General features: G+C 69.4%; 12 protein-coding genes. 4 read left to right on the forward strand and 8 right to left on the reverse strand.

Translation table 11 applies throughout. The annotated features are described in order from the left end of the window. Positions 1–60 precede the first annotated feature (60 nt). Together ACE101_RS19000 and ACE101_RS19005 are read right to left on the reverse strand one after the other, a co-directional pair. Complete coding sequence (locus ACE101_RS19000) at positions 61–801, reverse strand: hypothetical protein (RefSeq protein WP_379132660.1); 741 nt, start codon at positions 799–801, stop codon at positions 61–63. A gap of 421 nt (positions 802–1,222) precedes the next feature. Beyond that, positions 1,223–1,729: a L,D-transpeptidase gene (locus tag ACE101_RS19005; protein WP_379132663.1), complete on the reverse strand. Its 507-nt coding sequence runs from the start codon at positions 1,727–1,729 to the stop codon at positions 1,223–1,225. A 207-nt stretch (positions 1,730–1,936) separates the two neighbouring features. Between ACE101_RS19005 and ACE101_RS19010 the strand changes: the two genes are divergently transcribed. Continuing rightward, positions 1,937–2,176 carry a DUF6894 family protein gene (locus tag ACE101_RS19010; protein ID WP_379132664.1) on the forward strand — a complete coding sequence of 80 codons (240 nt, stop codon included), beginning with the start codon at positions 1,937–1,939 and terminating at the stop codon, positions 2,174–2,176. Between the two features lie 8 nt (positions 2,177–2,184). Here ACE101_RS19010 and ACE101_RS19015 read toward each other — a convergent pair whose 3' ends face one another. Beyond that, positions 2,185–4,530, reverse strand: coding sequence for a GumC family protein (locus tag ACE101_RS19015; protein ID WP_379132667.1), 2,346 nt, complete (start codon positions 4,528–4,530; stop codon positions 2,185–2,187). A gap of 198 nt (positions 4,531–4,728) precedes the next feature. Here ACE101_RS19015 and ACE101_RS19020 point away from each other — a divergent pair, with 198 nt between their 5' ends. The 3 genes from ACE101_RS19020 (at position 4,729) to ACE101_RS19030 (ending at position 8,422) form a co-directional block, all read left to right on the forward strand. Next, positions 4,729–5,301, forward strand: a complete 573-nt coding sequence (locus ACE101_RS19020; protein WP_379132670.1) for a polysaccharide biosynthesis/export family protein — start codon at positions 4,729–4,731, stop codon at positions 5,299–5,301. Between the two features lie 221 nt (positions 5,302–5,522). Continuing rightward, positions 5,523–6,743, forward strand: a complete 1,221-nt coding sequence (locus tag ACE101_RS19025) for a glycosyltransferase family 4 protein (RefSeq protein WP_379138791.1) — start codon at positions 5,523–5,525, stop codon at positions 6,741–6,743. Between the two features lie 158 nt (positions 6,744–6,901). Continuing rightward, entirely contained in the window at positions 6,902–8,422 is a 1,521-nt protein-coding gene (locus ACE101_RS19030) for an undecaprenyl-phosphate glucose phosphotransferase (RefSeq protein ID WP_379132672.1), read from the forward strand. Positions 8,423–8,470: 48 nt separating this feature from the next. On the opposite strand, the gene ACE101_RS19035 is transcribed toward ACE101_RS19030, so the two are convergent. The 5 genes from ACE101_RS19035 to ACE101_RS19055 form a co-directional block, all read right to left on the reverse strand. Then, positions 8,471–10,189, reverse strand: coding sequence for a cation acetate symporter (locus ACE101_RS19035; RefSeq protein ID WP_379132674.1), 1,719 nt, complete (start codon positions 10,187–10,189; stop codon positions 8,471–8,473). After that, positions 10,186–10,494, reverse strand: coding sequence for a DUF485 domain-containing protein (locus ACE101_RS19040; RefSeq protein ID WP_379132676.1), 309 nt, complete (start codon positions 10,492–10,494; stop codon positions 10,186–10,188). The genes ACE101_RS19035 and ACE101_RS19040 overlap by 4 nt, the downstream gene beginning before the upstream one ends. A gap of 337 nt (positions 10,495–10,831) precedes the next feature. Then, positions 10,832–12,781, reverse strand: a complete 1,950-nt coding sequence (acs, locus tag ACE101_RS19045) for an acetate--CoA ligase (protein ID WP_379132678.1) — start codon at positions 12,779–12,781, stop codon at positions 10,832–10,834. A 327-nt stretch (positions 12,782–13,108) separates the two neighbouring features. Further along, a complete protein-coding gene (locus tag ACE101_RS19050) occupies positions 13,109–13,381 on the reverse strand; it encodes a hypothetical protein (protein ID WP_379132681.1) in 273 nt (90 codons plus the stop codon). A gap of 58 nt (positions 13,382–13,439) precedes the next feature. After that, positions 13,440–14,789, reverse strand: coding sequence for an MFS family transporter (locus ACE101_RS19055; protein WP_379132683.1), 1,350 nt, complete (start codon positions 14,787–14,789; stop codon positions 13,440–13,442). Positions 14,790–14,797 lie beyond the last annotated feature (8 nt).

The raw sequence follows: 14,797 nt of genomic DNA on the forward strand, positions 1-14,797 counted from the left end.
ACGCGCTCATCAAGCGGCAGCCCGAGAAGCATATCTGAAACGCCGCATGCAACTGTAATGCTAGTACGAGACGTCGCTGTTCTTCGATCCGCAGATCACGCGGCTGCCGATGGAGGCATCGGAGAGGCGCGAATAGTACCAGTATCGGACCTGATAGGCGCCCGGCGTGAGATTGAAGATCCGGGAGATCGTCGAATTGGACTGGCAGGACCGGTTACCCCGGTTGGCCGCGGTGGAGCAGTCGCTGTCGAGCTCCACGAAGTAGCTGCCGAACAGCACGCTGCTCACCGCGATCGCGCGCTGGCTGTCGACCTCGATGCCGGCGCCCTGCGTGGTCCAGCCGTTCCAGGTATTGTTGTTGTTGTAGCCGCCCAGCACGTCCCAGCCGGCGGCGCTGCTCCCGACACTGTGGCTGGCCTCGAAGGATTCCGAGAACAGCATCACCGGCGCGAGCCCGTTGCCCCGGGCGGCCACCGTCGAGACCACGGCACAATCCTTCGCCGCCGTGAAGGTCAACGCGCTCTGATGGAGCAGGCTGCCGAACACGAGCGGCTGCGACCGGGTCGCCTCCACGTGGACGTTGACGTCGGTGTTGTCCGTGACCGGAGCCGGCGTGGTCGCGATGCCCTTGGCCGTGAAGACCCGGCCGGTGATCTCCTTGACCATCTCCGGATAGGTGATCGCGACCGATGTCGCCTGCACGTCCAGCGGCTTGTGCGCGTTCACGTAGGCTGCGCCCTGGCTGCACGACAGCTCGACCGCGCTCGCCAGGCGCTGACGGAACGAGATCGCGCGCGACACCTCGATCGCTCCGCCGATGCCGGCCAACAGGGCCGGAAGGGCCAAGGCAACGATAACGGTGATCGCGCCGCTGTTATCCCTATGACGCATCGATTTCTTATTCGGAGGATTGCGCGCGCTTACGCTATGCGGAAATTGCTAATTTCGGCTTAATCATTCCTCCGACTTTTCGGTAGATTATTGGCTGAATACTCGTCGATGGAAGGGCCTGCAACGTTCCGCAGGTTTCCTGTCGGCCCCGGTGGAGCGCATGGCGGGGAAGCCCGGGGGGCAGGTCTGAGGGAGTCTCGGTCAGCGCGCGCGGTCGGATGGTCCGACGCGCCCCGCGCGCAGCGGACCACCGGTCCGGCACACCCGCGAGGCCGGCGCCCGAGAGCGTGACCGGGCCGGCCCTGCTCCCCGGGGTCCCGCTCCCGGCCGGTCAGCGCGTCACGATCACCGGTGTGCCCACCCCAACGCGACTGAACAGGTCGACGACGTCCTGATTGTACATCCGGATGCAACCGTAGGACGCGAAGGTGCCGATGGAGTTCGGGCGGTTGGTCCCGTGGATGGCATATTCTCCGCGGTCGAGGGTGAGGGCGGCGGCGCCCATCGGGTTGTGCGGCGAGCCGCCCGCGATGACGTTCGGCAGGCGCGGGTTGTCGCGCTTCACCTCGGCGGGCGGCGACCAGGCCGGCTGGACGTACTTGCCCTCGATATGGGCGAGCCCGGTCCATTGCTTGCCGAGCTTGCCCACCGCGACCGGATAGCGGATCGCCGTGCCGTCCCCGTTCACGAAGTAGAGCCGGCGCTCACCCGTGCGCACCACGATGCTGCCCGGTGACGCACCGGGATCGAAGACGACGACCTCCCGCGCCGATGCCGGGCCGCACGCCACCAGCGCCGCGGCAGCCAGTGCCGCGGCCCATCCACTCTGCTTGATCATCCCTGTGGTCCTCGAACGTGACCATTGAAGCGGGACGATAATCCGCAGGGAATTCTGTCGTTCCGGTTGGCGAAGATGCTTGCTCAGCCGTGAACGGCGACGCCTCGCGGCGGAGACTTAACGCACCGCTTCGCGGATCGTTCGAACTGCGTTGACATGAGAACAAAATGTGAACAAATTGCCCGAGGCACGGGAGGATCCGATCGCATGGCGACCTATCGGTTTCACTGCACGAACGGGCTCGAATGCCTCCTCGATGCGGAGGGGCAGGAGGTGCGGAGCGGCGACTCGCTGCGGCTGCGGGCGGCGCGGGTGGCCGAAGGCGTGCGGACCCGCTTCGGCGGCGACTGGTCGGACTGGAGCGTCACCGTGCACGACCTGGAGGGGCGGCAGGTGCTGCTGCTGCCCTTCGGGTCGGCCGGGTCCGGCTTGGCCCTCGCGGCGTAGGCCCGCGCTCAGGCCGAGCGCCGCAGCGGGTAGATCGGCATGGCGATCGGGGCCGGCGGCAGTTCCTGCGCCACGATCACCTCGGGAACGCCGGCTTCCTCGGCGAGATCGTAGAGGGCGACGAGGTCCGCATCGTCCGGCGCCGCATCGGAGGCGATCACGACCGCGTCCATCCAGCGGGAGGCCGAGGCGATCAGCGGACGCGTCGCGCCCTGCGGCGCATCCCGCGCCGCGCACAGGATCCACTCGTAGGCTTGGCCCAGCGCGTCGAGGGCGATGCCGAGGCCCTGCTGCTCCCTTACCAGCAGCTCGGCGGACTCGCCGCCGCGGCCGACGATGTGCAGGCGCGATCCGTCGTCGCGCCGGATCACCTCCCCGAAGGCCGCCGCGCCCGCGACCACGTCGGTGAGGCCGGGCGCCGCCGCCGGGCCGGGGTCCAGCTGCACCAGGACCGTGCGGGCCGAGCGGGCGAGCGCGCGCCCGAGCGCCATGGTGAGCGCATCGAGATCCGCCCCGGTGCCAGTGCCGACGACGAGGAGCCTGCGCCCGCCCCCGGCCGTCTCGACGGCATCGAGACGCTGGCGCAGGAGGTCGAAATCGAACCGCTGCAGGATCGGGTCGGCCGGCTGCGCCGGCGGGGCGGCAGGCGCCTTCCCGGGGCGCTCGGTTTCGGATGCCGGAGCGTCGGGATCCGCCAAGGGCTCGGCTTCCAAGGGCTCGGCTTCCAGGGGCTCGGCTTCCAAGGGCTCGGCTTCCAAGCGCTCGGCGTCGGCGGCCGAGGCGGCCGCCCGTCCGAGCGGGGCGGGGGCGGCCCGCACCACCGCCGGGCTGCCGGCCAAGCCCGGCTCGCTGCGGGGCCGGGGCCGCCCGCGCCCGCGCTGGTCGTCCGGATCCGCCGCGATGAGGCTGCGCGCCACGACGGCGCCCGCCGCCAGCAGGAAGGCCACGGCGGTGGTGAAGCCGATGATCGGCAGCTTCTTGGGGAAGGAGGGAGTGTCGGGCACGATCGCCCGCGAGACCACGCGGGCATCGGCCGGGGCGGCGCTCTCGGCGTCCCGGGCGGCGGCCTCGCGGTAGCGGGCGAGGTAGGATTCGAGCTGCTCGCGCTGCACCTTCGCCTCGCGCTCCAGGGCGCGCAGCTCCACCTCGCTGGTATTGCCCTTGGCCACCACGTCGCGCTGGGCGTCGACGGCGGCCTGAAGGGTCTCGACCCGGCTGCCGGCGATGCGCGCGTCGTTCTCCAGGGTGCGGATCGTGCGGTCGGCAGCGGCGCGGATCTGGCCTTCGAGGTCGGTCAGCTGCGCGTTCAACTCCTTGATGCGCGGATGCTGCGGCAGCAGGGTGCGGCTCTCCAGAGCGAGCTGGGCGCGCAGGGTGATGCGCTGCTCGACGAGGCGGCGGATCAGCTCGTTGTTGGCGACGTCGGGGATCTCGAAGGCCCGCCCATCCCGGATCATGTCCTTGATCAGCTTCGCCTTGGCGTTGGCGTCAGCCTGGGCGGCCCGCGCTTGGCTGAGCTGCGTCGAGAGTTCGGTGAGCTGCTGGGTGCCGATGGGCTGCGTCCCGGCCGTCCCGGCCACGCCGCCGATGAGGCCGTTGCGGGCGCGGAACGCCTCGACCTTCGCCTCCGCCTCCGCCACGCGGCTGCGCAGCATGTCGACGTTGGAGCCGAGCCAGCTCGACGCGAAGCGCGCCGTGTCGACCTTCGCGGCGGCCAGGGAGGCGAGGTAGAGATCCGCGATGGTGTTGGCGCCGCGGGCGGCGAGTTCCGGGTCGCGGGCGCGGAACTCGACGGTGAGGATGCGCGACTTGCCCGCCGGATAGACGAGCAGGCGGTTGAAGTAGTTCTCGAGGATCCGGTCCTCGGGATCGCGGTCGAGGGGGTTCGGCAGCAATCCGAGCAGGATCAGGATGCGCTGGACCGGACCCACGCCCTCGACCATCGGGTCGAACTCGCGGTTGCCGACGAGGCCGAGGCGCTTGATCGCTTCCCGGGCGATGTCCCGGGACATCACCACCTGGACCTGGCTCGCCACGGCCTGCTCGTCGATGGGCTGGGCCACGTCGCCGCGCTCCTGCTGCGGCCGGGTGAGCGCGCTGTCGCGGCTCTCCAGCAGCAGCTTCGCCTCGCCGGTGTAGCGCGGGCTCACGACCTGCACGAAGGCGACCGAGAGGACGAAGGCCGCGAGCGTCGGCAGCAGGATCGCCAGCCAGTGGCGCCGGAGCAGCCGGCCCACATCGCCGAGCGCCACACCCTCGCCGGCCGGCCATGCGCGAAGGCCGGCCCGCTCGGGGGGAGCGGTCGGGGCGCCGGCGGACGACGCGCGGGAGGCAACGGGGGTGACGCGAAACATGCGGGCCGTCCGCGGTGAGAGCTGCCGAGGACCGCCAGGCGGGCGATCCGGCTTGATCACAGCTCATTAAGGTTGCTGCCCGGTAAAGAAGCGTCCGGACTCGGACGCGCCATCGGCGGACGGGGCTGCCGCGGGGTGATCTTTCATTAACCACGCCGGCCTAAACCGGGGGACATCGGACGCCTTTGGCCGAAAGCGATGAATCGACGCCTCTTCCTGACCGGTCTCGCGACCACGCTGGCGCTCGGCGGCTGCATGCATCCCGAGTACCGCACGGATTATCTCGACGCGGCCGTCACCGGCTCGATCGGCGGGCAATACGCGCTTGCCTCCGGCGACCGGCTGCGCGTCATCGTGTTCGGGCAGGACAACCTCTCCAACCTCTACACGGTGGACGGGGCCGGCCGCATCGTCATGCCGCTGATCGGGGTGGTGCCGGTGGGCGGGGCCACCACGCTCCAGGCGGCGCGGGCCATCGAGGCCCGCCTGCGCGAGGGCTTCGTGCGCGAGCCGCACGTCACCGTCGAGATCGAGGTCTACCGGCCGTTCTTCATCCTGGGCGAGGTCACGACCTCGGGGCAGTACCCCTACGTGAACGGCATGACGGTGGAGACCGCCGTCGCCATCGCGGCGGGCTTCGGACCCCGCGCGGCGCGCGACTACGCCGTGGTGACGCGCCAAGCCCGCGAGGGGCTGGTCTCGGGCATCGTCCCGATGACCTATCCGGTGCGCCCGGGCGACACGATCGTCATCAAGGAGCGCTGGTTCTGATCCGCGCGCCGATGCGGGCCGCGTCACGCCCGCTTAACCACCGCTCGCGACCGGCTGCCCAAGACGGCCGCGCTTAACCGCCCGGCTACGAGCCTCGCCCGACAACGATGGGGCGCGGGGCGACGCGACCGTCCCTTCTCCGGAAACGGCGACCCTGCGGCTCATTCGCCGTCTGGGAGAGATTCGTGGTCGCGCCCCAGTTCCGTTCCGCCGTTTCCTCGGTGCCCCCCGCGCCGCCGAGTGCGGGCGAGCCTGCACCCGCGCGGCGCGAGCGCATCCTTCACGTGTTCCGCGCGCCCGTCGGCGGTCTGTTCCGGCACGTGCTGGACGTCGCCCGCCTGCAGGTCGAGGCGGGCCACGCGGTCGGCATCTTCTGCGATTCCAGCACGGGCGGCGTGCGCGCCGAGGCGGTGCTCGGTGCGCTGGCGCCCCGGCTCGCGCTCGGCCTCCACCGCGTCCCGATGCGCCGCAACCCGCACCCGCTCGACGTCGCGGCGCTGGCGCGGCTCCGGCGCACGATCGATCGGACGGCCCCTACGGTGCTGCACGGCCACGGATCGAAAGGCGGCCTGTTCGCCCGGCTCGTGCCCGGGCCCGCGGGTGCGGACACGATCCGCGCCTACACCCCCCATGGCGGCAGCTTCAACTACCGTCCGGGAACCGCTCTGCACCGCCTCTACATGACCGCGGAGGCGCTGCTGACCCGGCGCACCGACGTGTTCCTGTTCGAGAGCGCCTACATCGCCGGCCGCTACCGCGATTCCGTCGGCGACACCGACCGGCTGATCCGGATCGTCCAGAACGGCATCGATGCAGCCGAATTCGCGCCGATCACGCCGGCGGCCGAGCCGTACGACCTCGTCTATATCGGCGAGCTGCGCGAGGCGAAGGGCATCACCGTGCTGTTCGACGCCATCGCCCGCATCCGGCACGGGCTCGGTCGCCGCCTCAGCCTGCTCGTCGTCGGCTCAGGCCCGGACGAGGCGGTCCTGCGGGCGCGCGCCCAATCCCTCGGCCTCGCCGACGTGATCCGGTTCGAACCGCCCCAGCCGATCCGCGACGCCCTCTGCCGCGGCACCGTCATGGTGGTGCCGTCCTTCGCGGAATCGCTGCCCTACGTCGTGCTGGAGGCCGCCGCCGCCGCCCAGCCCCTGGTGGCGACGCGCGCCGGCGGCATCCCCGAGATCTTCGGCCCGGCCGCGGGCGTGCTCGTGCCCCCGCGCGACGTCGAGTCCCTCGCCCAGGCGGTCCTGCGCAAGCTCGATCAGGATCCGGAGGAGCGCCGGAACGAGGCGGCCGGCCTGAGCGCCTTCATCCGCACCCGCTTCTCGATGCAGCGCATGGCCGAGGGGGTCATCGCCGGATACCGCGCCGCCCGCGAGAGCCGCGGCGCGCGTCTCGGGCGGGGCACGCTTTCCGGAAGCTCGGCACGACCCCGTTAAAGCTTCGGTGAGGCCCCGCCTCGCAGAGTTTCGCGCCGCGCCGGCCGTCATTGGCCGGCCGGCTGCCTGCCCGAGAGACTCCGGCCCCGCCGGAGAATGGTCACCTCAACGCCCGATCGTCCCGCGAGCCGGGGCGCCGCGTACCCGGAAGACGCGACATGACTGCGTTCGACGTCCGCGACATCCTCAAGACGGTCTCCGGCCAGCCCGCCGAGACGGGCGAGCGGATGGCGATGCCACCCGCCGAGAACCTCGTTCCGCCGCGCGACCGCGGCCCGCTGTCGCCGGTCGTGCTCGCCGGCTGCGTCCGCGCCGCGGAGTTCGCCATCATCGCGGTCACCGGGATCCTGGTGCAGCGTGCCCTGCTGCGAGGCATCATCCCTCTGCACGGCGGCTACCTCGCGGCGATCTTCGGCCTCGCGGCCCTCAACGTCGCGGTGCTGCAGGTCGGCGGGACCTACGGGGTCCGCGCGTTCCGGCACTTCTTCGCGGTCGGGCTGCGGGTGGTGCTGGGCTGGTCGCTGGTCGTGCTGCTCGCGGCGACCGTGCTCTTCTTCGTGAAGATGGGCGACCATTATTCGCGCCTGTGGCTCGGCGTGTTCTGGGCCGTCGGCCTCGCGCTTCTCCTGATCGAGCGGCTCACCCTGTCGATCATCGTGAGCGACCAGATGCGCCGCGGGCGCTTCGACCGCCGCACGGCCGTCGTGGGCGGAGGGGAGCCCGCCGAGGCGCTGATCAAGGCGCTCGAATGGCAGCAGGATTCCGGCATCCGGATCGTCGGCGTGTTCGACGACCGCACGAACGGCCGCTCCGGCGATGTCGTCGCCGGCTATCCCCGGCTCGGGACGGTCAGCGACCTCGTGACCTACGCGCGCAACACCCGGCTCGACCTCATCGTCTTCACCATCCCGATCTCGGCGGAAGCCCGCATCCTGCAGATGCTCTCGAAGCTCTGGGTGCTGCCGATCGACATCCGCCTCTCGGCCCATGCGAGCAAGCTGCGGCTGCGTCCGCGCAGCTACTCCTATCTCGGCTCGGTGCCGGTGCTCGACCTCTACGATAAGCCGATCGCCGATTGGGACGTCGTGGTGAAGACCTTGTTCGACCGCGTGGTCGGCGGGCTCATGCTGCTGGCCTTCTCGCCGATCATGCTGGCGGTGGCGCTCGCCGTGAAGCTGACCTCGCGGGGGCCGGTCTTCTTCCGGCAGAAGCGCTACGGCTTCAACAACGAGCTGATCGAGGTCTACAAGTTCCGCTCGATGTATGTCGAGCAGAGCGACGCGGGAGCGGCGAAGCTGGTCACCAAGGGCGACCCGCGGGTGACGCCGGTCGGGCGCTTCATCCGCAAGACCTCCCTCGACGAGCTGCCGCAGCTGTTCAACGTGATCAAGGGGGACCTGTCGCTGGTGGGGCCGCGCCCGCACGCGCTCCAGGCCAAGGCCGCCAACACCCTCTACGATCAGGTCGTCGACGGCTACTTCGCCCGCCACAAGGTCAAGCCGGGCCTCACCGGCTGGGCCCAGATCAACGGCTGGCGCGGCGAGACCGACACCAGCGAGAAGATCCAGCGCCGCGTCGAGCACGACCTCTACTACATCGAGAACTGGTCGGTGTTCTTCGACCTGCAGATCCTGGCGATGACGCCCTTCGCCCTGCTCAAGACCGAGAACGCGTATTGAGCGGGACGGGCACCCGACCCCTTCGGGTCGGGTGCCCGCGCATCGTCTTCAGTGGGCGTGCGCCGCGCTGGCGCCGATACCCGTCTCGGAGCGGACGTACTGCGCCTCGAAGCTCTCCCGCTCCCGGCGCGCCCGGGCGCTGGAATCAATCCTCGACACCAGCCAGATCCCCAGGAAGGCGAGGGGCATCGAGAACAGGGCCGGATTGTCGTAGGGGAACAGGGCCGCGGGGAAGCCGAGGGTCGCGACCCAGACGGCCTTCGAGAGCACCACCATCACCACCGCGCTGACGAGGCCGATGAGGCCGCCGACGAGGGCGCCCGTCGTGGTGGTGCCCTTCCACAGGATCGACATCACCAGGACCGGGAAGTTGCAGCTCGCCGCCACCGCGAAGGCGAGACCGACCATGAAGGCGACGTTCTGGTTCTCGAACACGTAGCCGAGCACGATCGCCACGATGCCGATCGCCACGGCCGAGAGCTTCGAGAGGCGCACCTCCTTCTGCTCGGTGGTGCGGCCGCGGGCGATGACCTGGGCGTAGAGGTCGTGGCTCACCGCCGAGGCGCCGGCGAGCGTCAGGCCCGCCACCACCGCCAGGATGGTCGCGAAGGCCACCGCCGAGATGAAGCCGAGGAAGAGGGCGCCCCCGGTGGCGTTGGCGAGGTGGATCGCCGCCATGTTGGAGCCGCCGATCAGGCCGCTGACCCGGTCGTAGGCGCCGTCCGCCCCGAGCTTGAAGTAGCTCGGATCGTTCATCAGGAAGGTGATGGCACCGAACCCGATGATGAAGGTGAGGATGTAGAAATAGGCGATCAGGCCGGTGGCGTAGAACACCGACTTGCGGGCCGCCTGGGCGTCCGAGACCGTGAAGAACCGCATCAGGATGTGCGGCAGGCCGGCGGTGCCGAACATCAGGCCGATGCCGAGCGAGATGGCCGAGATCGGATCGGTGACGAGGCCGCCCGGCGCCATGATGGCATCGTGCTTCGGGTGGTCCTGCACCGCGGCGGCGAACAGCGCCTCCGGGTTGAAGCCGTAGCGCCACAGGACCGCGATGGCCATGAACGAGGCCCCCGCGAGCAGCAGGCAGGCCTTGATGATCTGCACCCAGGTCGTCGCCTTCATGCCGCCGAAGGCCACGTAGACGATCATCAGGATGCCGACGAGCACCACTGCGTAGAGGTAGTCGAGGCCGAACAGGAGCTGGATCAGCTTCCCCGCTCCGACCATCTGGGCGATCAGGTAGAAGGCGACGACGACGAGGGTGCCGGTGGCCGAGAGGATGCGGATCCGGGTCTGGTCGAGCCGGAACGAGGCCACGTCCGCGAAGGTGAACTTGCCGAGGTTGCGCAGGCGCTCCGCGATCAGGAACAGCACGATCGGCCAGCCGACCAGGAAGCCGATCGAGTAGATCAGCCCGTCGAAGCCCGACGAGAAGACGAGGCCGGAGATGCCCAGGAAGGAGGCGGCCGACATGTAGTCGCCCGCGATCGCGAGCGCGTTCTGGCCGGCCGAGATGCCGCCGCCGGCGGCGTAGAAGTCGGCGGCGGAGCGGGTCTGCGCCGCGGCCCGGTAGGTGATGCCGAGGGTGCCGAGCACGAACAGCAGGAACATGCCGATCGCGGCCCAGTTCAGGCCCTGCTTCTGCACGGCGCCGAGATCGGGACCGGCCGCATGGGCGGTGGTGGCCAAGAGCGTGCCGGTGGCCAGGAGCGTGCCGGTGGCCAGGAGCGCGCCGGCGGCCAGGGGAAGACGAAGGCGGATCATCGGGCGAGGTCCCGGTTGAGGTCGCGGGTGAGATCGTCGAAGCGGCCGTTGGCGCGCTGCACGTAGATCCCGGTGAGCACGAAGGCCGACAGGATCACGGCGACGCCGAGCAGGATGCCGAGCGAGGTCACGCCCGCCCCGATCTTCATGGCGAGGAAACCCTTGGCGAAGGCCACGAGCAGGACGAAGCCGAGGTAGATCCCCAGCATCACGCCGGAGAGCACCCAGCCGAACCGCGTCCGCTCCGAGACGAGTTCGCGGAACTTGGGGTTCTGCAGAATGCGCGTGGTGTCCGGGCCGGACATGATGCTCCTCCCTTGTCTGTTGCGGCACGGCTCGACCCGGCCTGCCCGGAGAATACGCCCGAGAAGCTTCCGTGTCGTCGTGGTTGTCATGATCTGTTGCGCCATGCGCAAACAGAGCGCCGCAATCCACGGCGCGGATACGGTCAGCCGGGGCGTTTGACGCGATTCATGCGCCGTGACCAGTGCGATTGTTCTGAAAAAACGCTCAATGCGACGAAGGTTGTCGTCGCTGGTCGGCGTCGAAAAGCCAAGCTATCCTTGAGCCATGGCGGTTCTTGAGTCGAACGATCTATGCCTCATCCCGGCGCCGCGGAGGCGCCGGGATGAGGCGGGAGCGTCACTCGGCGCGGTTCTGCCGGTTCTCGATCAGGTCGTCGACCACCCCCGGATCCGCGAGCGTCGAGGTGTCGCCGAGGGAGGAGAAGTCGTCCTCGGCGATCTTGCGCAGGATGCGGCGCATGATCTTGCCCGAGCGGGTCTTCGGCAGGCCGGGGGCGAACTGGATCAGGTCGGGCGAGGCGATCGGCCCGATATCCTTGCGCACCCAGGCGACGAGTTCCTTGCGCAAAGCCTCGGTGGGCTCCTCGCCCTGCATCAGCGTCACGTAGGCGTAGATGCCCTGGCCCTTGAGGTTGTGGGGGTAGCCCACCACCGCGGCCTCGGAGACTTTCGGATGCGCGACCAGGGAGGATTCCACCTCCGCGGTGCCCATGCGGTGGCCCGAGACGTTGATCACGTCGTCCACGCGGCCGGTGATCCAGTAATAGCCGTCCGCGTCCCGCCGGCAGCCGTCGCCCGAGAAGTAGCGGCCCGGGAAGGTCGAGAAGTAGGTCTGCACGAAGCGCTCGTGATCGCCCCAGACCGTGCGCATCTGGCCCGGCCAGGAATCGTCGATGCAGAGGTTGCCCTCGCAAGGTCCCTCCAGGACCTTGTTCTCGCCGTCGACCACCACCGGCTTCACGCCGAAGAACGGCCGCGTCGCCGAGCCGGGCTTGAGGGCGGTGGCGCCGGGGAGCGGGGTGATGAGGATGCCGCCGGTCTCGGTCTGCCACCACGTGTCGACGATCGGGCAGCGCTCGTCGCCGACCACCCGGTAGTACCATTCCCAGGCTTCCGGGTTGATCGGCTCGCCCACCGAGCCGAGGACGCGCAGGGAGGCGCGCGAGGTCTTCTTCACCGGCTCCTCGCCCGCGCCCATCAGCGAGCGGATGGCGGTCGGCGCCGTGTAGAAGATGGTGACCTTGTGCTTGTCCACCACCTCCCAGAACCGGGAGATCGACGGATAGGTCGGGATGCCCTCGAACATCAGCGTCGTGGCGCCGTTCGCGAGGGGGCCGTAGACGATGTAGGAATGGCCCGTGACCCAGCCGACATCGGCGGTGCACCAGTAGACGTCGCCCTCATGGTAGTCGAAGACGTATTGGTGCGTCATCGACGCGTAGACGAGGTAGCCGCCGGTGGTGTGGACGACGCCCTTCGGCTGGCCGGTCGAGCCCGAGGTGTAGAGGAGGAAGAGCGGGTGCTCGGCGTCCACGTGGGCGACCGGGCACTCGTCGGTGACCTCGCGGGCGGCGGCGTGGTAGTAGACGTCGCGCACCGGGTCCATCGCCACCGCGCCGCCCGTGCGGCGCACCACGATGACGTGGTCGACGCTGTCGGCGGGCAGGCGCTCGATCGCCGCGTCGACATTGGCCTTCAGCGGCACCTTGCGGCCGCCGCGCAGGCCCTCGTCGGCGGTGATGACGAGCCGCGAGCCGCAGCCCTCGATGCGGCCGGCGAGCGAATCCGGCGAGAAGCCGCCGAACACCACCGAGTGGATGGCGCCGAGCCGCGCGCAGGCCAGCATCGCGAAGGCCGCCTCGGGGATCATCGGCAGGTAGATGGTGACCCGGTCGCCCTTGCTCACGCCGCGGTTGCGCAGGACGTTGGCCATCCGGCAGACCTCCGCGTGCAGCTCGCGGTAGGTGATGCGGCGGGTTTCCGAGGGGTCGTCGCCTTCCCAGATGATGGCGACCTGATCGCCCCGCTTGGCCAAGTGCCGGTCGATGCAATTGTGCGCCACGTTGGTGACGCCGTCCGCGAACCAACGGATGGAGACGTTCCCGGGGCCGAAGCTCGTTTCCTTGACCTTGGAGTACGGCGTGAACCAGTCGATCCGCTTGCCGTGCTCGCGCCAGAACGCTTCCGGATCGTTGATCGAAGCCTCGTACCATGCCTGATACTTGGCCTCGTCGATATAGGCCCGGCCGCGCGCGGCATCCGACACCGCGACGATCCGCTGGTTCATGGCGCTCTCCCTCTCGTCACCTTGGCCGGATCATCTGGGGATCCGGTGCTGGTCCGGTGGTGGTAATCCCGCGCGAGGCCGATGGGCAACGGATTCTTCCGTCTAACACCTTTCGGATGATCCGATGGCCGTGAGCCGTCCCGGGCAGCCGATTTCGGGCCCGGCCGGCGGCCGAACCCTTCCTCTCGTCTTGGACGTCATCAAGTTGGGCGTCATCAAGTCTTGGCAACCCGACCCTTGGCAACCCGAACCCTCGGCAACCCAACCCCTGGCGACCCGACCCTCGGTGACGATGGCCCAACGCGGAGTCGGGCGCCTTGGCCTGGATCAATTGCAGCCGATGCAGATCCCGGTATCGACCTTGCGGTTGATCTCCTTGATCCGGTCGGGCTGGCCGCTCTCCTGGGGCGCCGCGGTCCGGCCCGGCGGCTTCGTCTGCCCGGTCGAGGTGATGCTGCGGCCGGTGGTGCCGGTGCTGGCCGGTTCGTTCACGCCCGCGCCCGGGGAGGAAGTCCCCGGGGCGGTGGTCTGCGCCGCGGCCGGGCCGGCGCCGAGGAGGGCGGCCGCGAGGCCGAGGCCGATGAGCCGGGAGCGAGACATGGCGGATTCCTTCGCATGAAGTCGTTCTGCCAAGTCAACGCGTCGTTCCCGCCGAGGTTCAGGCGGTGCCGTCGCCCTGCAGGTAGCCGGAGCGGCGGCTGTCGGGCATCTGCAGCGAGGTCAGGAACGCGATGGCGCACATGACCGTGACGTACCAGAAGAACGAGGTCTCGAAGCCCCAATCCTTGAAGGTCAGCGCCACGAACTCGGCCGAGCCGCCGAAGATCGCGTTGGCGATGGCGTAGGAGAGGCCGACGCCGAGCGCGCGCACCTCCGCCGGGAACATCTCGGCTTTCACGAGGCCGCTGATCGAGGTGTAGAACGACACGCAGAGCAGCGCCGCCGTGATCAGCGCGTAGGCGAGGAGCGGGTCCTTGGCCGAGCCGATCGCGTGCAGCAGCGGCACCGTCATCACCGTGGTCGTGGCACCGAAGATCAGCATCGAGGTCTTGCGGCCGAACTTGTCGGCGAACAGGCCGAACAGCGGCTGCACCACCATGTAGGTGAAGAGGACCGCCGTCATCACGAGGTTGGCGGTCTTCTTATCCATATGCGTCGTATTGACGAGATACTTCTGCATGTAGGTGGTGAAGGTGTAGAAGATCAGCGAGCCGCCGGCGGTGTAGCCCAGCACCGTGAGGAAGGCGCGGCGATGGTTGCGCCAGATCGCCAGCATGCTGCCGGCCTCCTCCGCGCCCCGGGTCTTCGCCGTCGAGGTCTCGTGCAGCGAGCGCCGGAGATAGAGGGCGACGATCGCGGCGAGCGCCCCGATGAAGAACGGGATGCGCCAGCCCCAGGCCGACATCTCCTTGTCGCTCAGGGCAAGCGTCACCAGCACGACGACGAGCGAGGCGAGGAGCTGGCCGCCGATCAGCGTGACGTACTGGAACGAGCCGTAGAAGCCGCGCCGGCCCTTCAGCGCCACCTCGCTCATGTAGGTCGCGCTGGTGCCGTACTCGCCGCCGACCGAGAGGCCCTGCGCCATGCGGGCGAGGAGTAGCAGGATCGGGGCGAGCAGGCCGATCTGCCCGTAGGTCGGCAGCACCGCGATGACGAGCGAGCCCAGGCACATCATCAGCACGGATATCAGCATCGAGTTCTTGCGGCCGAAGCGGTCGGCGACGCGGCCGAACACCCAGCCGCCGATCGGCCGCATCAGGAAGCCGATCGCGAAGACTGCCGCGGTGTTGATCAGCTGAACGGTCGGGTCGGAACCCGGAAAGAACGCGTCCTTGAAATAGATCGCCGTGAACGCATAGGCGTAGAAATCGTACCACTCGACGAGGTTGCCCGACGACGAGCCGATGATGGCGCGGATGCGCGCCCGCGAGTCGAAGGCGGCGATGGTGGGGTTCTGCGACGCCAGGGCGTCGGTGGCAGCGGCACCGGCTGTATTCGTGGTGGTCATCGCGGGGG

It is taken from the genome of Methylobacterium carpenticola, assembly GCF_042748905.1.
Classification (GTDB): Bacteria; Pseudomonadota; Alphaproteobacteria; order Rhizobiales; family Beijerinckiaceae; genus Methylobacterium; species Methylobacterium carpenticola.

Coding starts and splice junctions, on each gene's coding strand:
- ACE101_RS19030 (WP_379132672.1), top strand. CDS start 6,902: ATGACTGCGTTCGACGTCCGCGACATCCTCAAGACGGTCTCCGGCCAG.
- ACE101_RS19035 (WP_379132674.1), bottom strand. CDS start 10,189: ATGATCCGCCTTCGTCTTCCCCTGGCCGCCGGCGCGCTCCTGGCCACC.
- ACE101_RS19020 (WP_379132670.1), top strand. CDS start 4,729: ATGAATCGACGCCTCTTCCTGACCGGTCTCGCGACCACGCTGGCGCTC.
- ACE101_RS19040 (WP_379132676.1), bottom strand. CDS start 10,494: ATGTCCGGCCCGGACACCACGCGCATTCTGCAGAACCCCAAGTTCCGC.
- ACE101_RS19055 (WP_379132683.1), bottom strand. CDS start 14,789: ATGACCACCACGAATACAGCCGGTGCCGCTGCCACCGACGCCCTGGCG.
- ACE101_RS19050 (WP_379132681.1), bottom strand. CDS start 13,381: ATGTCTCGCTCCCGGCTCATCGGCCTCGGCCTCGCGGCCGCCCTCCTC.
- ACE101_RS19005 (WP_379132663.1), bottom strand. CDS start 1,729: ATGATCAAGCAGAGTGGATGGGCCGCGGCACTGGCTGCCGCGGCGCTG.
- ACE101_RS19010 (WP_379132664.1), top strand. CDS start 1,937: ATGGCGACCTATCGGTTTCACTGCACGAACGGGCTCGAATGCCTCCTC.
- ACE101_RS19015 (WP_379132667.1), bottom strand. CDS start 4,530: ATGTTTCGCGTCACCCCCGTTGCCTCCCGCGCGTCGTCCGCCGGCGCC.
- acs (WP_379132678.1), bottom strand. CDS start 12,781: ATGAACCAGCGGATCGTCGCGGTGTCGGATGCCGCGCGCGGCCGGGCC.